This is a genomic window from Pseudomonas pichavaramensis (genome assembly GCF_050473265.1).
Taxonomy (GTDB): Bacteria; Pseudomonadota; Gammaproteobacteria; order Pseudomonadales; family Pseudomonadaceae; genus Aquipseudomonas.
The window spans coordinates 57,119-74,257 of record NZ_JBJKFJ010000014.1 but is presented as its reverse complement, the minus strand read 5'-3'; the positions used below and the strand labels follow the sequence as shown (position 1 = coordinate 74,257).

Genomic DNA, 17,139 nt, shown 5'->3' with positions numbered 1-17,139 from the left:
CCAGCCTGAAAACTCGCTCTACGAGAAGGAGTTCGACATGTCCAAGAAACCCCTCGGCGTTCATTCCGAAGCCGGCAAACTGCACAAGGTAATGGTCTGTTCCCCCGGCCTGGCGCACCTACGCCTGACTCCGGCAAACTGCGACGAACTGCTGTTCGACGATGTGATCTGGGTGTCACAGGCCAAGCGCGACCACTTCGACTTCATGACCAAGATGCGCGAGCGCGGCGTCGAGGTCGTGGAGATGCACAACCTACTGGAAGAGACCATCGGCAACCCCGAAGCGCTGAAGTGGATTCTCGACCGCAAGATCACCGCCAACAGCGTCGGCCTCGGCCTGCTCAGTGAAGTGCGCGACTTCGTCGAAGGCCTGGAGCATCGGCGTATCGCCGAATTCCTGATCGGTGGCGTGTCCGGCGCCGATCTGGCCAGGTACAAGGATTCCGAAGCGGCGAAGATGTTCAATGCCTACCTCGGCGAGTCCAGCTTCATCTTCCCGCCGCTGCCCAACACCCAGTTCACCCGTGACACCACTTGCTGGATCTACGGCGGCGTCACCCTCAACCCCATGCACTGGCCGGCTCGACGGCAGGAGACGCTGCTGGCCAGCGCCATCTACAAATTCCATCCGGACTTCGCCGGCGAACAGTTCGACATCTGGTACGGCGACCCGGACAAGGATCACGGCTCCGCCACTCTCGAAGGTGGCGATGTCATGCCCATCGGCAAAGGCACCGTGCTGATCGGCATGGGCGAACGCACCTCGCATCAGGCCATCGGCCAGGTTGCACGCGCGCTGTTTGCCAAGGGCGCGGCGGACAAAGTGGTGGTCGCCGGCCTCGGCAAGTCCCGTGCGGCCATGCACCTGGACACCGTGTTCAGCTTCTGCGACCGCGACCTGGTGACCATCTTCCCGGAAGTGGCCAACTCGATCGTGCCCTTCACCCTGCGCCCGGACGAGAGCCGCCCTGGCGGAGTCGATGTGCGCCGCGAGGAAAAATCCTTCCTCGAGGTGGTCGCCGAGTCACTCAACCTCAAACAGCTGCGCGTGGTGGAGACCGGTGGTGATGCCTATGAAGCCGAACGCGAGCAATGGGACGACGGCAACAACGTGGTCTGCCTGGAGCCCGGCGTGGTCATCGGCTACGACCGCAACACCTACACCAACACCCTGCTGCGCAAGGCCGGGGTAGAAGTCATCACCATCAGCGCCAGCGAACTCGGGCGCGGCCGTGGCGGTGGCCACTGCATGACCTGCCCGATCATCCGCGACGCTATCGACTACTGATCGAGCCAGCCCCGACGACCATCCGTCGTCGGGGCGTTCGGCCGCCCACAAGGAGAGAGAACCATGGCTTTCAACATGCGCAACCGTCATCTGCTCAGCCTGATGCACCACAGCACCCGCGAGCTGCGCTACCTGCTCGACCTCTCGCGCGACCTCAAGCGCGCCAAGTACACCGGCACCGAGCAGCAACACCTGCAGCGCAAGAACATCGCGCTGATCTTCGAGAAAACCTCCACCCGTACCCGCTGCGCCTTCGAAGTGGCCGCCTACGACCAGGGCGCCAACGTCACCTACATCGACCCCAACTCCTCGCAGATTGGCCACAAGGAGAGCATGAAGGACACCGCCCGCGTGCTCGGCCGCATGTACGACGCCATCGAATACCGTGGTTTCAGACAGGAGATCGTCGAGGAACTGGCGCAGTATGCCGGCGTGCCCGTGTTCAACGGCCTGACCGACGAATACCACCCGACGCAGATGCTCGCCGACGTACTGACCATGCGTGAACACAGCGACAAGCCCCTGCATGACATCACTTACGCCTACCTGGGTGACGCGCGCAACAACATGGGTAATTCCCTGCTGCTGATCGGCGCCAAGCTCGGCATGGACGTGCGCATCGCCGCGCCCAAGGCACTGTGGCCAAGCGACGAGCACGTCGCCGCGTGCCAGACGTTTGCCGAGGAAAGCGGCGCACGCATTCTGCTCACTGAAGACCCGAAAGAGGCGGTCAAGGGCGTGGATTTCGTCCATACCGACGTCTGGGTTTCCATGGGCGAACCGGTGGAGGCCTGGGGCGAGCGCATCGAAGAGCTGCTGCCCTATCAGGTCAACGCCGAGATCATGAAGGCTGCCGGCAACCCGCGCGTGAAGTTCATGCATTGCCTACCGGCCTTCCACAACAGCGAGACCAAGGTCGGCAAACAGATCGCCGAGCAGTACCCGCACCTGAAGAACGGCATCGAGGTCACCGAAGACGTCTTCGAATCGCCCTGGAATATCGCCTTCGAGCAAGCGGAAAACCGCATGCACACGATCAAGGCGATCTTGGTCGCGACCCTGGCGGATATCTGAGAAATGCACCTGTAGGAGCTGGCTTGCCAGCGATCACTGGCGGCGCCATCGCCAGCAAGCCGGCTCCTACGCAAAGCCAGCACCGTAGCCCGGATTGCATCCGGGCTACGCATCCAAACAAGGAGCAGCACCATGCGACTCGTCATCGCTCTGGGTGGCAACGCCCTGCTTCGTCGCGGCGAAGCCATGACTGCGGAAAATCAACGCGACAACGTACGTATCGCCTGCCAACAGATCGCCAAGGTAGCCCCCGGCAGCGAGCTGGTAATCGCCCACGGTAACGGTCCGCAGGTTGGCCTGCTGGCCTTGCAAGGCAATGCCTTCGACGCCGCCAACCCCTACCCCCTGGACGTGCTCGGTGCCGAAACCGAAGGCATGATCGGCTACATGATCGAGCAGGAACTGGGCAATCTGCTGCCCTTCGAGGTGCCCTTCGCCACCATCCTGACTCAGGTCGAGGTGGACAGCGCCGACCCTGCGTTCAAGGCCCCGAGCAAGCCCATCGGCCCGGTCTATGCCAAGGAGGAAGCCGAGCGCCTGGCCGCCGAGAAAGGCTGGAGCATCGCCCCGGACGGCGACAAGTTTCGCCGCGTGGTGGCCAGCCCGAGGCCGCAGCGCATCTTCGAAATCCGCCCGATCAAATGGCTGCTGGAAAAAGGCAGCGTGGTGATCTGCGCTGGCGGCGGCGGCATCCCGACGATGTACGACGGCAACCAACTGCGCGGCGTCGAGGCGGTGATCGACAAGGACCTGTGCTCGGCGCTGCTGGCCGAACAACTCAATGCCGACCTGCTGGTGATCGCCACCGATGTGGATGGCGCCTATATCGACTGGGGCAAGCCGACGCAGAGAGCCATCGCCGAAGCCCATCCCGATGCGATCGAGAAACTCGGCTTCGCGGCTGGGTCCATGGGGCCGAAGGTACAGGCTGCCTGCGAGTTCGCCCGTAATACCGGTAGTGCTGCGGTGATCGGTTCGCTGGAGAATATCGAAGCTATCGTCCAGGGTCGCTCGGGCACACGCATCACCCTGGACTGCACCGACATCATCTATCGCTAAGGAGGGCTCTGCCATGTTCACGCCCGGCCACATGCACCGCGACAACCTCGACCGTCCGGAGTCCTTGCGCCACCTCCCGCCCTTCTCGGTCGACTTCTACTACGAGGTACGCCAGGACCCACAGCAGGGGCCGATGCTGCATATGCGCCTGGCCGGTGAAGTGCGCGGCAAGCCGTTCGAGGAGGAGTTCGAACTGCACCGCGACGTCGCCTTCAACTTCGCCAGCGTGGCCACCCGGGCAGCCGCTCGCCATGGCTTGCCCATCAACGCCAGCCCGGTGATGCGCGGCCACGACGAGTACGACAAGGTGTTCGCCGACATCCGCGCCAAGCTCCACACCCGACCAGGCGAGCCAGTCAACCTCGACCACGTGCTCTGATGTAGCTCGGATGCAATCCGGGGGCGCTCGTCACATCTCCCGGATTGCATCCGGGCTACACGATGACCACCGGCTGATTGTCGCCATATTGCACTAACGCTGTGGAAAGCAGGCAGGGGCAACCCGCCCCATCCTCTTTCTGCTTCAGTTATCGATACTTCAAGCTTCTCGATTCCAGGCCGACAAACCGGTTAATGGCCAGCGACGCCTGCTCAACGCCGGGTTTCGCCAAGCATGGGGCAGGCCGGATCAAGGGACACTGGTAATGATCAACTTCACTGTCGAACACCTGCTGAACGGACGCTCATACCAGGCAGGCTCAGCAAGCAAACTCATAACGAATGCCGGAAATACCGCACGCCAGGCAGCGAGTACACCGGCGAGCACGGACAGCCAGGTCAGCCTCTCCCCTGCCGCCAAGCAGATTTCCCTGCTGCTGAAGAACGCATCCACCATGGGCAAAGATGCTGCAGCTAGCTTCGACGCCTTTCTCGACGGCAATCATCAGCAGATTGAGGCTCAGGGTAGCGACGCAGCCTTTCTTGGCGAACTCCCCGATGACCTCCAGCCGGATCGGCAGACACTGGCCAAGCAAGCGGCCAATTACCTGCTGGCCTTCCACTATGGCGAGCCGCAACGCTACCAGGATGCCTCTGCAGAGAACCCGTTCGCCGCACTGGACCGGGTCGTGCTCTCCAACATTGCCTTCAATGATTCCGGTTTGTTCACTGCCGCAGAGCGACAGGTGGCCTTTCTGGAAATGACCAACCGCGACATACAGCATCGCAATGCCACCTATGACCTGGCCGAAGAACTCAGGCGCAAGGACGGCGCCACCCCTGAGGCCATGGCCGTCCCCTTTCTGCGCGATGCACAGTTGTTCGACAACATGAGCGAAGGCGAAAAAGTCTGGCGCAAGTGGCCGCCGGCCTCGGAAATGCGCGCCATCGCCGCCTCGATGCTGCGCAATGACAGCAGCCGGGAACCGACCCTGCCGGAGTATCAGAACCTCAATAACCAGGACAAACCCCTCCTGGCCTACATGGTTGGCAAGGATGGCTCGGGTAGCTGGCAGAATGTTGCGCTCGAGGAACTGGCATCGGATCTCATGCCACTCAGGCTCATCCATTCCCTGATCGAAAAAAACCAAACCAGACAACCCGAGCATCCTTGGCTATCGATCTATCTCAGCATCGACAGCCTCGGCCGCTAGCCCGCGCTCACGCCTGCATGGTCCAGCCATGCACGCCCATTGCGGCCTGGCGCCCGGCCTCCGAGCGGGTCGGGTGCGGGTGGCAGGTCAGCGCGATGTCTTCGGCCGAAGCGGAGAACTCCATGGCCACGCAGTATTCGCCGATCAACTCGCCGACGCTCGGGCCGATCATGTGCACGCCGAGAATCTGGTCGGTATTGGCGTCGGCGAGAATCTTCACGAAGCCTTCGGTCTCGTGGTTGATCTTCGCCCGGCTGTTGGCCGTGAAGGGGAACTTGCCGACCTTGTAGGCGCGCCCTTCGGCCTTGAGCTCCTCCTCGCCCTTGCCGACACTGGCCACCTCTGGCCGTGTATAGATCACGCCGGGTATCACCCCATAGTTGACCTCCGCCGCATGCCCGGCGATGCGCTCGATGCAGGCCACTGCCTCATCCTCGGCCTTGTGCGCCAGCATCGGCCCGGAGGTGACATCACCGATCACCCAGACGCCCGGCACGCCACTGCGGTGCTTGTCATTACTGAGCATGCCGCGCTTGTCGGTGTTCAGACCGACGCTGTCCAGGCCCAGTCCCTGGGTGTAGGGACGCCGGCCGATAGCCACCAGCACGTAGTCGGCGTCCAGGGTTTCACTCGCACCGCCAGCCGCCGGTTCCAGATTCAGGGTCACACCAGACTTGCTCGTCTTCGCGCCCGTGACCTTGGTACCCAACTTGAAGCTCATGCCCTGCTTGCCCAGGGTGCGTTGCAGGGTCTTGGCGGTCTCGCCATCCAGGCCGGGGCAGATACGATCGAGGTACTCCACCACCGTGACCTGGCTGCCCAGGCGGCGCCATACCGAACCCAGCTCGAGGCCGATCACCCCGGCACCGATCACCACCAGATGCCTGGGCACTTCAGGCAGCGACAATGCACCGGTGGAATCGAGAATGCGCTGGTTGTCGATCTCGACGCCTGGCAGCGGCGTAGGCTCGGAACCAGTCGCGATGACGATGTTCTGCGCCTCGAGCAGGCGCTCGCCGCCATCGTGCAGCTTGACCTGCACCCGACCTGGGCCGTCGATACGCCCCCAACCCTTGACCCATTCCACCTTGTTCTTGCGAAACAGGAACTCCACGCCCTTGGTCAGCGCTTCGACGCTGCCTGCCTTCTGTTTCATCATCTGCGCCAGGTTGAGCGTCGGCGTGACCTCCACGCCGAGGGCACTCAGGTCGCCGGCGGCCGCCGCTTCGTATAGCTCCGAGGCATGCAGCAGCGCCTTCGAGGGCATGCAGCCGACATTCAGGCAGGTGCCCCCCAAGGTTTCACGCCCCTCCACGCACGCCACCTTCAACCCCAGTTGCCCGGCACGGATGGCCGCGTTGTAGCCGCCAGGGCCGGCGCCGATGATGACCACGTCATAGCTGCTCATAGCTTGTTCCTCGGATCAGGGAAGTTTGCCGGCCAACGCAGTCGCGACGACCGGACGTGCCCGCAAGAGATGAAAGAGTAGAAACGCCAGGCCAGCGAACAGTGCATTCAAGGCAACCATAGGCCAGGCCGAGCCATCCTGCAGGGCACCGAGCAACAAACCCGCGACAGTGGCACCAGCCATCTGCGAGAACCCCATCAGCCCCGCCGCCAGCCCCGCACGCTGCGGGTTGGGAATAACCGCCCCGGCCACGGCTGCGGGCAGCAGCATACCGCCACCCAGCGTCACCAGTACCTGGGGCAGCGACAGGCCCAGCAGCGACAGGCCGAACGCCAGGTAGATCAGCAGCGTCAGCAAGGCGCCCACGAGCACCAGGCCGACCCCGATGCCCACCACCCGCAGCGGCCCCAGGCGCTGCACGTTGTGCAGGGTGAACAGCGCGCCGCCGAGCAGGCCGGAAACGATCAGGGCGAAGGTCAGGCCGTACTGCGCGGCGCTCAGCCCCAGCAGCCCGATGTACACCGACGACGAGCCGGCCACCACGACGAACATCGCGCCGTAGGTACAGGCGATGGTCAGCGCCAGCGCGCGGCAACTCGGCAGCACCTGCAGGTAGCTAGCCAGCACGCCCCTAAGGCGGCCGGCCTGTGGGTCCCGCTGCAGATGGGTCTCGCGATAGCTGAACAAGGTCGACAGCAACGCCAGGCCGCCCAGCCCCAGGGTAGCCAGCAGCGGTGCGCGCCACCCGCCGTACTGGGTCAGCAGGCCGCCGATCACCGGCGACAGGACGATGGCGGCGAACATCCCCAACACCGTCAGCGCCAGGGCCGGCCCCGCCTGCTCCTGCCACACGTCGCGGACGATGGCGCGTGCCAGCACCAGCGCCGCGCAGGCGCCCAGGCCCTGCAGTACGCGCATGCCGATCAGCACCTCGATGTCTGGCGCCAGCAGCATGCCCAGGGTCGCCAGCAGGTACAGGCTCAGCCCAGCGAGCAGCACCGGCCTGCGCCCCAGCCGGTCGGACAGTGGCCCCAGCAGCAGCTGGCCCAGGCCGAAGGCCGCGACGAACAGCGAGAGCGCCAGCAGGCTGCTGCCGGGCTCGGCGTGCAAGCCACGCTCCAGCTCACCCAGCGCGGGAATCAGCAACTGCGTGGAGGTCTCCCCCAATGCCGTGAGCAGCATGAGGATGAGCAACAGAATGCGGGAAGGCTGCATGGCAAGGCTCCGAGTGACCACGACTGACGGCTATTTATATTTCAACCATAATATGAAAAATTGAATGTCGTCCATCATATTTATCAGGAGTCGCCATGACCACTTCATCCCGAGATGCCCGCCTTGCCACCTGGATCGCCGAAGAACAGGCGGTGCGCAGCCAGCTTGCCGACCCGGGCACACTGAGCCTGGCGGAAGTTGCCACCATGGCGCCGATGGATTTCTTCGACGGCATTGGTCGTGGCGACCTGCCCTCGCCGCCAATTGGTGCCGTGCTCGACTTCACCCCGGTGCAATGGGCCAGCGGCCTGTTCGTCTTCCAGGGCGCGCCCGACCAGCGTCATTACAACCCATTGGGTAGCGTGCACGGTGGCTATATCGCCACCCTGCTCGACTCCTGCATGGGCTGCGCCGTGCATACGCTGCTCAAGCCAGGCCAGGGCTACACCACCACCGACCTGCGGGTAAGTTATATCCGCGCCCTGCGCAGCGAAGCGGGTCCGGTGCGCGCTGAAGGTCGCATCGTCCACGTCGGCCGCTCTACCGCCCTGGCCGAAGGCCGCCTGTACGATGTCGACGAGCGCCTCTACGCTGTCGCGTCCACCACCTGCCTGATTCTCGACATGAACACGGCGCGCCAGAACAACGACGCGAGTGTAAGATGACAGCCAACATCTGAAAGACGGGAAAGCCCATGCGCTATTCGGAAGATCACAAGGCCAAAACCCATCAACGCATCATCGAGGAAGCCGCGCTGCGCTTTCGCCGTGACGGCGTGGGGGCAACCGGCCTGCAACCATTGATGAAGGCGCTGGGCCTCACCCATGGCGGCTTCTACGCCCATTTCAAGTCCAAGGACGACCTGGTGGAAACCGCTCTGCAGCATGCCGTGCAGACGCTGGCGAGCGACATGAAACAGGCTCAGGGAGACACCGGCTCGCCGCTGCGGCTGCTGATCCAGCGCTACCTGTCCGACGCTCACCGCGCCACCCCCGGCGCTGGCTGCCCACTGCCGACGATGTCGGCAGAACTGGGCCAGCGTGGCGAACCGAGCGCGACCACCGACGCGATGGTACTTAACCGCCTGGCGCTGATCGAGAAGGAGCTGGAAGGCGAAGACGCCGCTGACGAGAGCGTGCTGCTGCTCTCGGCCATGGTCGGCGCACTGCTGCTGTCGCGCAGCGTCAAGGACCCGGAACTGTCAGACCGCCTGCTGCACACCACCCGCGCCAAACTACTGGAAAAAGCCGGCAGCCCGAGCGAATGACGCGAAAGCCGGGCGCCATTCGACGCCCGGCCCGCGCCGTTATTTGTAACGTGCGGCCGCCTGGTTGTGCGAAAGATTCGGCCCCAGCGCCGCGCGAGCGCTGACGAAGGCCTCCCAGTCGGTCGCATTGGGCAATGAAGGGATGGTCACCAGCTCCTGCTGATCGAAGCCGGCCAACGCCGCATCGACCATCTCCCCCACCTCCATGATCATCGACGGTGGCAGCGCCGAGGCATCGGTGCCGCTGCGCTCCCAGATCTCGGTGCGGGTCACACCCGGCATCACCGCCTGCAGCTGTACGCCAGAACCTCGCAATTCCCCCGCCAAAGTCTGGGTCAGGCTCAGCACATAGGCCTTGGTCGCGCTGTAGACGGCATTGAACATCTCCGGCGCCAACGCCACCACCGAGCCCAGGTTGATGATGCCGCCGCGCCCGGCTGCGGAGAAATTGGCTGCCGCCGCGGCTGCCAGCCGCGTCAGCGCGACGACGTTCAGCTGGATCATGATTTCCGCCTGATCCAGATCCGCCCCGGCCAACGTGCCGTTCATAGCTATGCCGGCGTTATTGACCAGCAGCGCAATGTTCGGATCCTCGCGCAGGCGCTGTTCCACCCGTAACACATCAGCCTTGCGGGTCAGATCCGCAGGCATCACTTCCACTGCGACGCCGTACTCGCCACTCAAACGATCAGCCAATGCCTGCAAGCGCTGTGCATCGCGCGCCACCAAGAGCAGGTCATGACCACGCCGGGCAAGGCGGTCGGCATAGGTGGCACCGATGCCAGACGAGGCGCCGGTGATCAAAGCGGTTCCGAGAGAAGCTTGAGCATTCATGAGAAGTTACCTGCTGGGGACAATGAACGAGAGGAGATCCTCTCACCATTTAAATTACAGTCATAATTTAATATTTATATGACGACCATAATCAATCCAGTCAAGCACTCCCATATAAAAGCGCTGCTCATTCCGCCAGACGGCAGCGCACCAAGTTATGGCTTTTTTGTCCTCTCGGTCAGAAAAGGTGCAGTACCTGCAGCAAATGCTCCCTTGGTTATCCGTGCATCTGGTTGATTTGCAAGGGATAGCAACAAACACGAGAATTGGCGCCTTTTTTGCTCTGGCAGCACCTGCCTGACCAGATGGACAGGTTTAAAACCATAACGACATGCCTTAACCACCAGGAGCTTGGCCCTCATGAATCGCCCCCTCTCTTCGCTGCTCGTCGCCGGCAGCATGCTGGCTGGAAGCCAGGCCATCGCCGGCGATCTGCTGCAGTGGCAGAACAACAGCCTGACCTACCTCTACGGACAGGATTTCAAGATCGACCCGGAAATCCAGCAGACCGTTACCTTCGAGCACGCCAGCGGCTGGAGCTTCGGCGATCTGTTCGTGTTCCTTGACGTGATCAAGTACAACACCGATGCCACTAACGGTGCCGGCGATGGCCACACCTTCTACGGCGAGATCAGCCCGCGCCTTTCCCTGGGTAAGATCAGCGGCGCGGACCTCTCCTTCGGCCCGATCAAGGACGTGCTGATCTCCGCTACCTACGAGTTCGGTGAAGATGATGTCGATGCCTACCTGATCGGCCCGGCCGTCGACCTGGATATCCCTGGCTTCGACTACTTCCAGCTCAATACCTACCTGCGCACCCCCGATGGCAATCGCGCGGGCAGCAATGTCTGGCAGATCACTCCAGTGTGGAGCTACACCATCCCGGTGGGCGAGTCGGACATTCTCATCGATGGTTTCATGGACTGGGTGGTGGACAACGATGAGAACCGTCGCGGCGACTACCACGCCAACCTGCACTTCAACCCACAAATCAAGTACGACCTGGGCAAGGCGCTGAAGTGGGGCGAGAAGCAGCTCTACGTCGGTATCGAATACGACTACTGGAAGAACAAGTACGGCATCAAGGACGGCGGGTTCGTCAGCGAGAACTTCGTGGGCTCGACCGATCAGAACACCGCCAGCCTGCTGGTCAAGGTGCACTTCTAAGGAAGCGCACGAAGATGGGCCTGGCCAAGGTCGCAGGGATTTGCGACCTTCTGCCAATGCCCTCCGCTAGCTCAGCGTGCTTAGCTAGCTGGCATCACCAGACCTTCAACCAAGGATGGCCGATGTCACCGCGTACCCTGCTGCTCACCACCCTCGCCATGCTGGCGTTCGCTGGCAACTCGCTCCTCTGCCGCCTTGCGCTGCGGGAAACCGACATCGATGCGGCAAGCTTCACCGCCATTCGCCTGCTCTCCGGCGCCCTGGCCCTCTGGCTGCTGTTGCGCCTGCGCCAGAACGGGCAAGCCATGGCCGGCAGTTGGGCTGGCGCAATAGCCCTGTTCACCTATGCAGCCGCCTTCTCCTTCGCCTACCTGCAGCTGGATACCGGTGTCGGCGCCCTGTTGCTGTTCGGTGCGGTGCAATTGAGCATGCTGCTCTGGGGGTTGCTGCGCGGCGAACGCCTCGGTCTGCTCGCCAGCACCGGCACGGGTCTGGCCATGCTCGGCCTGTTTGCCTTGTTGCTACCCGGCGCCAGCGCACCATCACTGCCGGCAGCATTACTGATGCTGCTCGCCGGCATCGCCTGGGGCGCCTACTCGTTACTGGGGCGCGGGCAAGGCAACCCGCTGGCCGTAACCGCCGGTAACTTCCTGCGTGCCGCGCCCCTGGCCTTGCTGCTGGCACTGGTATTGCTGCCGCACTTGCAATGGGATGGACCAGGGCTGTTCTACGCGGTGCTGTCTGGTGCACTGACCTCCGGCGTCGGCTACGCCATCTGGTACAGCGCATTGCCCGGCCTGCACGCCAGCCAGGCCGCAACCGTACAACTCAGCGTGCCGATTCTCGCCGCGCTCGGCGGTAGCCTGTTGCTGGGTGAGGCGCTGTCATTACGCCTGCTGATTAGCGCCCTTGCCGTGCTCGGCGGTATCGCCCTGGTACTCGGTAGCCGGCAACGCGCCGGGAGCTAATGCCGCGCACGGCGGTCTTCTATCCTGAGCCCATAACGTCCAGGGAAGACCGCCATGCCTCACATACTTCGCCTTTGCCTTATCGCCTTGCTCGCGGCGGGCCTCAGCGCCTGTGCCAGCCTAAGCAATCGTGATCCGCTACGTGTCGACCTGGTCGGCCTGGAACCCTTGCCTGGTCAGGGCCTGGAGGTGCGCTTTGCAGTCAAGCTACGCGTGCAGAATCCCAACGACAGCGCGGTGAACTTCAATGGCATGGCACTGGATCTGGATGTCAACGGCCAGCCGCTGGCCAGTGGCGTCAGCGACCAGAGCGGCAGCGTAGCGCGCTTCGGTGAGACAGTACTGAGCGTGCCGGTGAGTATTTCGGCCTTTTCGGTGATGCGCCAGGCCTGGGGCGCTGCCGGCTATCAACCCGGCCAGGAGGTACCCTACAGGCTACGAGGCAAACTGGCCGACGGCCTGTTCGGTACCCGCCGCTTCAGTGACAGCGGGACCTTGAACTGGCCGCAGCCGCCAAGCCCCTATTGAGACAGGAGCTGGCGGCAGCAGTTGGCTCAGGCGGCCTGACGACCATTGCCTGCGGCGACTCGGCGCTGACAGGCTTCACCGAAGGCCTGGAAGATCTTCACCGAATCGGGGTTCTGCGCGGCCTGCCACTCCGGATGCCACTGCACCGCAAACAGGAACGGCGACAGACTGGGCGCGTGGATCGCTTCGATCAGGCCATCCTCGGCAGTCGCCAGCACCTCGACGCCCTTGCCCAGATTGCGAATGGCCTGGCCGTGCAGGGAGTTGACCTGAATCTCGTCCTTGCCCATCAGCTCGGCGAACCAGCTGCCCGCGACCGGGCGCACGCCATGGCTCGGTGCATACTGCACGTCGACCGGATCATCGGGATTCTCCCGGTGATCGTTGAAACCAGGCTCGGCATAAACCTTCTGGTAGATATCGCCGCCCAGCGCGACGTTGATTTCCTGCATGCCACGGCAGATGGCGAAGATCGGCAGGCCACGGGCGATGGCGGCATGAATCAGCGGCAGGTCGAACAGGTCGCGGTCACGGTCCTGGGTCTTGTTCGGCGTCTCGTTTTCCTGGCCGTACAACGCCGGATCGATGTTGCTGCCGGCGCCGGTCAGATACACGCCGTCGGCCATGTCCAGATACTGCTCGAGATCATCGGTACCGCAGCAGGTCGGCACCAACACCGGCACACAACCGGCAAAGTCGACCAGTGGCTGAATGTACTTGTGAGTCATGACTTGATAGTCGTGGCCCTTGCGCGCTTGAGTGCCCATGGACATCAACACGACGGGCTTGCGGGGATTGTTCTTGCAAAGAGTGTTGCGAATCTTGTTGTCGGACATACGTCACCTTGAGACAGGCCGGGCCTGTCGTTGCTGTGCAGACCGATACCAGCGAAAGGTCTCCGCTGTCGTACCCATGGCCTGTTTGGCTAACCCCGTGCACCCAGTCTCATCCTGAGCCTGAGTGCCGCCATCCGACGGCGGCTCGAACCGGGTCCACTCGCGCCTGAGCGGGGCGATGACACAACTACCCGTTACCCGGTTCGGCAGCGGAATCTGCAGCCAGTCTGCCCGAGCCGTAAAATATGTCAAACAAAAGCGCGCATGATTATTTGCCGGAGCGCTTGCCAATCTACGTTAATCGCCCGTCACAAGCGAAATCAGGCGCACGAAGAGGAATAACCAACCGACACAAAGTCCAATATTTTAAACACCAGGACTCTCCAACCTATGCTCCCTGGAGCGGCGCCCACTCATAAAACCCTATATAATCTGCGGTTTATTAACACTCACCGAGGACCTCCCTTGACCGCCTTGCCACCCTGCCCCAAGTGCAACTCCGAATACACCTATGAAGATGGCGATCAACTGGTCTGCCCCGAATGCGCCCACGAGTGGAAGGCAGGCGAGAGTGCCGAGAGCGGCGACGATGCGCGCGTGATCAAGGACTCGGTCGGTAACCTGCTGCAGGATGGCGACAGCGTCACCGTGATCAAGGACCTCAAGGTCAAGGGCTCGTCGCTGGTGGTCAAGGTCGGCACCAAGGTGAAGAACATCCGTCTGGTCGATGGCGACCACGACATCGACTGCAAGATCGACGGCATCGGCGCAATGAAGCTCAAGTCGGAGTTCGTGCGCAAGGTCTGATTCGCCGCTCTCCTCGCAGAAATTGGCTAGCCTGAATACAGGCCGGCCATGAGGACACCCACCATGCGCGTTTTACTCCTTACTCTGATGCTGCTGGCCACATCTGCGGCTGCACAGCCCTGGCGGGTGGTCGGTGACGAACAGTTCGCACCCTACAGCTTCGTCACTGCCGAGGATGAAACGCCGCGTGGGCTCGATGTCGAGTTGGTCGATGCGGTGCTGCACGAAGCGCAAGTACCGTACGAAATTCGCCTTTACCCCTGGGAGCGCGTCAAGCGCATGCTGGATCGCGGCGAGGTACAGATGGCCTTCCAGTTCGCCGGCACTGCGCAACGCCAGCAACAGTATGAACTGGTCGGCCCCTTACGCAGTGGCTCCACCGTCTTCATGACCACCGCCAAGACCGCGATCAGCGACTGGAAAACACTGGATGACCTGTCGCCATACGTGATCGGACAAGTTCGCGGTTACGCCTACGAAGAAGCCTTCGACAGTGCCGCACTGTCGCGTGATACCAGCGCACAGAACCCGCGCCAGCTGGTATCGATGCTACTGGCCGGCCGCATCGACATCATCGTCGGCGACCATACGCAACTACTCTATTTCGTGCGTGAACAGCGGGCGCTGGAACAGGTGCGCATACTGCCGCGCCCGCTGATCGAGATGCCCCGCTTCGTGGCTTTTGCCAAGGGTGATATCGAGCGCGCGCGGCAGTTTTCCGAGGCACTGGTACGCCTGCGCCAGGCCGGCACTCTGGACCAGATCCAGCGACGCTGGAATCAGTGAAAGGCTACTGCACCGGCAGGAAGTTCAGCAGAAACAGACTCTGCGCATAGTTGGCTCCCATACGCCGGTAGCGCTCCTCCAGCACATGGGTCAACAGATCGAGACGCGCGACCATCTTGCCGAACTCGACGGCATAGCTCAGGTTGCTGCCATGCTCGGAAATCTCGTTGGACAGCAACAGTGGCCGCCCGGCCGCATCCCGCCGTTGAGACAGCATCCAGGCAGCCTTTTCCAGATTGCGCGCGGCGTTGTAGATGAACTGCGCGTTGAAGCTGTCGGTCAGGTAGAACTCGGTACGCCCGCCATGAGCGGTGACCAGCATGCTGCCGATGGCATAGGTGAAGGCCGCCACCCGATCCCCACGAAATGAGGCGCTGAGCGAATAGTCCAGCGCGGCGACATCGCGACGCCCACCCAACGTCGGCCAATCCTGGTTGTACTCGATGGCCTGCTGGATCGCGCGTTCGGCAGCCGCAGCGTCAGGAAAGTTGCTCTTGCGCCACTCTCGCGGATTGCGCAGATACAGCTTGTTCATCAAGCGATACAAGCTGTTGAGGTTGTTACGCATGGCCAGGGTCGCCATGCGGTCCACATCGCTTTGTAACAGTTCGGCCGGCTTCAGCGGGTTGCGCTTGTTGACGATGGAATCGTTGTCCAGACGACCGCTGCAACCACCCAACAGCAATAGCAAAGCCAGCAACGGCAGAAACAACCGTTGCCACTGGGCTGAACTGTTCGTTGGCCTTGACCCCATCCTGAGCTTCCCTGGCTGGCCGGCGCCGGTACGGCGCGAGCATCACTCAGAACATCAGTAAAGCGCAAAAATTCCGCAAGACCTGTGCCGTAGCGCATAAAGCGTGCCGATCAATACTCGGCACGCCGAAAAAACGCGGGTTCAAGCTGGATTGACGGCCCACTGCTCCAGCCTTACCACGCTCTCGCGATAAGGTTTGAGGCTCTTGGCCAGCAAGGTGATCGAGCTCAGTACCGCCAGCGTCGTGACGATCAGCAACGAATAGCGCAGCGCCGCATCGTCGGCAAAGACGAAGTCAGTCACCAGCGCCACAGCGGTCGGGCCGATGCCCAGGCCAACCAGGGTAATGACAAACAGGTAGATAGCCGAAGCCTGGCCACGCATCGAGTTGGGCATGATTTCCTGAATGGCCGCCGGCGCCACGCCAAAAGGCATGCTCAGACAAAACACCGTGGGCGCCATCAGCACGCTGGCCCAGAAGGCACTGTCCATCAGCGGGAACAGCACCACCATCGGCAACGCACCCAACGCAGCGTAGAGGCCGACGCGCATGTTCGCGTCACTGCGCCCGCGCTTGGCCATCCAGTCCGCGAGACGCCCACCGAAAACGATCCCCAGGCAACCGAACACCGCAACGATGCTGCCGTAGACGATGCCAACCTGGCCGGCATCCCAGCCATAGGTACGGATATAGAACGTCGGCACCCAGGCAGCACTGCCGTATCCGGCGAAGGCCAGCCCGGCGAATCCGAAGTTATGCAGCAACACGGTACGGCGGTTGGCGCGAATGTAGCGCCCGACCTCGCTCAGCGGTACCGCCACTCCGGCACCGGCACCACGCCGTGCAGGCTCCTTGATCGCCAGCATCAACAGGGTAAAGGTCACGCCAGCGGCGCCCAGGATGAGAAAGATCAGTTGCCAGGGGCGCACTTCACCCAGCACCGGCAGGACAACGTCGCCTTGCGCCGAGGCGAACTGAATGACCAGGCCGCCAACCAGAAAGGCCAGCCCCGAGCCGAGGTAAACGCCCATGGAGTAGACACTGATCGCCGTGGCGCGACGTTCGGCCGGAAAGCTGTCAGCTATCAGCGAATAGGCCGCCGGCGACAGGGCCGCCTCCCCCACACCCACACCGATGCGGCACAACAGGAACTGCCAATACATCTTGGCCATGCCACAGGCCGCGGTGGCGGCGCTCCAGAACAGCACGCCAACAGCGATCAGCCCGCGCCGGCTGCGGGTGTCGGCCACACGCCCAAGTGGAATGCCACACACGGTATAGAACAGGGCAAAGGACAACCCCATCAGCAGGCTCATCTGCGTGTCGTTGATCACCAGGTCACGGCGGATGGGCTCGACCAGCAGGTTGAGAATCTGCCGATCGACGAAGGACAGCACGTAGGCCACCATCAGAATGGCGACAGTGACCCAGGCTCGGGCACTGGAGGGATAGCCGTTATTGTTGTTATGCACGGACGCTCTCCTCGGCACCACTGACGCGGTGCGCGGCGGTTGAAAGTAGCGTCAGATTAGGACGATATAAACAGCGCTGAGTA

18 protein-coding genes are annotated in these 17,139 nt (G+C 62.5%); 12 read left to right on the top strand and 6 right to left on the bottom strand.

Annotated features, from left to right (window positions below; translation table 11 throughout):
• Nucleotides 1-37 precede the first annotated feature (37 nt).
• From arcA to ACJRW5_RS20665, 5 genes are all read left to right on the top strand, one after another.
• Entirely contained in the window at nucleotides 38-1,288 is a 1,251-nt protein-coding gene (gene arcA, locus ACJRW5_RS20685; protein ID WP_484572367.1) for an arginine deiminase, read from the top strand.
• Between the two features lie 63 nt (nucleotides 1,289-1,351).
• Complete coding sequence (locus tag ACJRW5_RS20680) at nucleotides 1,352-2,362, top strand: ornithine carbamoyltransferase (RefSeq protein ID WP_484572366.1); 1,011 nt, start codon at nucleotides 1,352-1,354, stop codon at nucleotides 2,360-2,362.
• A gap of 132 nt (nucleotides 2,363-2,494) precedes the next feature.
• Nucleotides 2,495-3,421: a carbamate kinase gene (gene arcC, locus ACJRW5_RS20675; protein ID WP_484572365.1), complete on the top strand. Its 927-nt coding sequence runs from the start codon at nucleotides 2,495-2,497 to the stop codon at nucleotides 3,419-3,421.
• Between the two features lie 13 nt (nucleotides 3,422-3,434).
• Nucleotides 3,435-3,800: a DUF5064 family protein gene (locus ACJRW5_RS20670; RefSeq protein WP_484572364.1), complete on the top strand. Its 366-nt coding sequence runs from the start codon at nucleotides 3,435-3,437 to the stop codon at nucleotides 3,798-3,800.
• Between the two features lie 265 nt (nucleotides 3,801-4,065).
• Nucleotides 4,066-5,013: a hypothetical protein gene (locus ACJRW5_RS20665; RefSeq protein ID WP_484572363.1), complete on the top strand. Its 948-nt coding sequence runs from the start codon at nucleotides 4,066-4,068 to the stop codon at nucleotides 5,011-5,013.
• Between the two features lie 7 nt (nucleotides 5,014-5,020).
• Here ACJRW5_RS20665 and lpdA read toward each other — a convergent pair whose 3' ends face one another.
• Both lpdA and ACJRW5_RS20655 read right to left on the bottom strand, forming a co-directional pair.
• Nucleotides 5,021-6,421 carry a dihydrolipoyl dehydrogenase gene (lpdA, locus tag ACJRW5_RS20660; protein ID WP_484572362.1) on the bottom strand — a complete coding sequence of 467 codons (1,401 nt, stop codon included), beginning with the start codon at nucleotides 6,419-6,421 and terminating at the stop codon, nucleotides 5,021-5,023.
• 15 nt (nucleotides 6,422-6,436) lie between these two features.
• Entirely contained in the window at nucleotides 6,437-7,636 is a 1,200-nt protein-coding gene (locus tag ACJRW5_RS20655; protein WP_484572361.1) for an MFS transporter, read from the bottom strand.
• 95 nt (nucleotides 7,637-7,731) lie between these two features.
• On the opposite strand from ACJRW5_RS20655, the gene ACJRW5_RS20650 reads away from it, so the two are divergent.
• Together ACJRW5_RS20650 and ACJRW5_RS20645 are read left to right on the top strand one after the other, a co-directional pair.
• Nucleotides 7,732-8,301, top strand: a complete 570-nt coding sequence (locus tag ACJRW5_RS20650) for a PaaI family thioesterase (protein ID WP_484572360.1) — start codon at nucleotides 7,732-7,734, stop codon at nucleotides 8,299-8,301.
• Between the two features lie 29 nt (nucleotides 8,302-8,330).
• Nucleotides 8,331-8,903 carry a TetR/AcrR family transcriptional regulator gene (locus tag ACJRW5_RS20645; RefSeq protein ID WP_484572359.1) on the top strand — a complete coding sequence of 191 codons (573 nt, stop codon included), beginning with the start codon at nucleotides 8,331-8,333 and terminating at the stop codon, nucleotides 8,901-8,903.
• 39 nt (nucleotides 8,904-8,942) lie between these two features.
• Here ACJRW5_RS20645 and ACJRW5_RS20640 read toward each other — a convergent pair whose 3' ends face one another.
• Nucleotides 8,943-9,737, bottom strand: a complete 795-nt coding sequence (locus ACJRW5_RS20640; RefSeq protein ID WP_484572358.1) for an SDR family NAD(P)-dependent oxidoreductase — start codon at nucleotides 9,735-9,737, stop codon at nucleotides 8,943-8,945.
• Nucleotides 9,738-10,097: 360 nt separating this feature from the next.
• On the opposite strand from ACJRW5_RS20640, the gene ACJRW5_RS20635 reads away from it, so the two are divergent.
• From ACJRW5_RS20635 to ACJRW5_RS20625, 3 genes are all read left to right on the top strand, one after another.
• Nucleotides 10,098-10,904 (top strand): outer membrane protein OmpK, encoded by an 807-nt coding sequence (locus tag ACJRW5_RS20635; RefSeq protein WP_484572357.1) that lies wholly within the window; start codon nucleotides 10,098-10,100, stop codon nucleotides 10,902-10,904.
• Between the two features lie 122 nt (nucleotides 10,905-11,026).
• Nucleotides 11,027-11,872, top strand: coding sequence for an EamA family transporter (locus ACJRW5_RS20630; protein WP_484572356.1), 846 nt, complete (start codon nucleotides 11,027-11,029; stop codon nucleotides 11,870-11,872).
• A gap of 54 nt (nucleotides 11,873-11,926) precedes the next feature.
• Nucleotides 11,927-12,400, top strand: a complete 474-nt coding sequence (locus tag ACJRW5_RS20625) for an LEA/WHy family protein (protein ID WP_484572355.1) — start codon at nucleotides 11,927-11,929, stop codon at nucleotides 12,398-12,400.
• A gap of 26 nt (nucleotides 12,401-12,426) precedes the next feature.
• Here ACJRW5_RS20625 and ACJRW5_RS20620 read toward each other — a convergent pair whose 3' ends face one another.
• Nucleotides 12,427-13,236 carry a gamma-glutamyl-gamma-aminobutyrate hydrolase family protein gene (locus tag ACJRW5_RS20620; RefSeq protein WP_484572354.1) on the bottom strand — a complete coding sequence of 270 codons (810 nt, stop codon included), beginning with the start codon at nucleotides 13,234-13,236 and terminating at the stop codon, nucleotides 12,427-12,429.
• A gap of 465 nt (nucleotides 13,237-13,701) precedes the next feature.
• On the opposite strand from ACJRW5_RS20620, the gene ACJRW5_RS20615 reads away from it, so the two are divergent.
• Together ACJRW5_RS20615 and ACJRW5_RS20610 are read left to right on the top strand one after the other, a co-directional pair.
• Nucleotides 13,702-14,043 carry a zinc ribbon domain-containing protein YjdM gene (locus ACJRW5_RS20615; protein ID WP_484572353.1) on the top strand — a complete coding sequence of 114 codons (342 nt, stop codon included), beginning with the start codon at nucleotides 13,702-13,704 and terminating at the stop codon, nucleotides 14,041-14,043.
• Nucleotides 14,044-14,106: 63 nt separating this feature from the next.
• Nucleotides 14,107-14,829, top strand: a complete 723-nt coding sequence (locus ACJRW5_RS20610; RefSeq protein WP_484572352.1) for a substrate-binding periplasmic protein — start codon at nucleotides 14,107-14,109, stop codon at nucleotides 14,827-14,829.
• 4 nt (nucleotides 14,830-14,833) lie between these two features.
• Here ACJRW5_RS20610 and ACJRW5_RS20605 read toward each other — a convergent pair whose 3' ends face one another.
• Together ACJRW5_RS20605 and ACJRW5_RS20600 are read right to left on the bottom strand one after the other, a co-directional pair.
• A complete protein-coding gene (locus ACJRW5_RS20605) occupies nucleotides 14,834-15,583 on the bottom strand; it encodes a hypothetical protein (RefSeq protein WP_484572351.1) in 750 nt (249 codons plus the stop codon).
• Nucleotides 15,584-15,724: 141 nt separating this feature from the next.
• Nucleotides 15,725-17,056 carry a spinster family MFS transporter gene (locus ACJRW5_RS20600; RefSeq protein WP_484572350.1) on the bottom strand — a complete coding sequence of 444 codons (1,332 nt, stop codon included), beginning with the start codon at nucleotides 17,054-17,056 and terminating at the stop codon, nucleotides 15,725-15,727.
• Between the last annotated feature and the right edge of the window lie 83 nt (nucleotides 17,057-17,139).

Bases quoted from the DNA above. Each gene is read 5' to 3' on its own strand.
- arcA (WP_484572367.1), top strand. From the start codon at position 38: ATGTCCAAGAAACCCCTCGGCGTTCATTCCGAAGCCGGCAAACTGCAC.
- ACJRW5_RS20680 (WP_484572366.1), top strand. From the start codon at position 1,352: ATGGCTTTCAACATGCGCAACCGTCATCTGCTCAGCCTGATGCACCAC.
- arcC (WP_484572365.1), top strand. From the start codon at position 2,495: ATGCGACTCGTCATCGCTCTGGGTGGCAACGCCCTGCTTCGTCGCGGC.
- ACJRW5_RS20670 (WP_484572364.1), top strand. From the start codon at position 3,435: ATGTTCACGCCCGGCCACATGCACCGCGACAACCTCGACCGTCCGGAG.
- ACJRW5_RS20665 (WP_484572363.1), top strand. From the start codon at position 4,066: ATGATCAACTTCACTGTCGAACACCTGCTGAACGGACGCTCATACCAG.
- lpdA (WP_484572362.1), bottom strand. From the start codon at position 6,421: ATGAGCAGCTATGACGTGGTCATCATCGGCGCCGGCCCTGGCGGCTAC.
- ACJRW5_RS20655 (WP_484572361.1), bottom strand. From the start codon at position 7,636: ATGCAGCCTTCCCGCATTCTGTTGCTCATCCTCATGCTGCTCACGGCA.
- ACJRW5_RS20650 (WP_484572360.1), top strand. From the start codon at position 7,732: ATGACCACTTCATCCCGAGATGCCCGCCTTGCCACCTGGATCGCCGAA.
- ACJRW5_RS20645 (WP_484572359.1), top strand. From the start codon at position 8,331: ATGCGCTATTCGGAAGATCACAAGGCCAAAACCCATCAACGCATCATC.
- ACJRW5_RS20640 (WP_484572358.1), bottom strand. From the start codon at position 9,737: ATGAATGCTCAAGCTTCTCTCGGAACCGCTTTGATCACCGGCGCCTCG.
- ACJRW5_RS20635 (WP_484572357.1), top strand. From the start codon at position 10,098: ATGAATCGCCCCCTCTCTTCGCTGCTCGTCGCCGGCAGCATGCTGGCT.
- ACJRW5_RS20630 (WP_484572356.1), top strand. From the start codon at position 11,027: ATGTCACCGCGTACCCTGCTGCTCACCACCCTCGCCATGCTGGCGTTC.
- ACJRW5_RS20625 (WP_484572355.1), top strand. From the start codon at position 11,927: ATGCCTCACATACTTCGCCTTTGCCTTATCGCCTTGCTCGCGGCGGGC.
- ACJRW5_RS20620 (WP_484572354.1), bottom strand. From the start codon at position 13,236: ATGTCCGACAACAAGATTCGCAACACTCTTTGCAAGAACAATCCCCGC.
- ACJRW5_RS20610 (WP_484572352.1), top strand. From the start codon at position 14,107: ATGCGCGTTTTACTCCTTACTCTGATGCTGCTGGCCACATCTGCGGCT.
- ACJRW5_RS20605 (WP_484572351.1), bottom strand. From the start codon at position 15,583: ATGGGGTCAAGGCCAACGAACAGTTCAGCCCAGTGGCAACGGTTGTTT.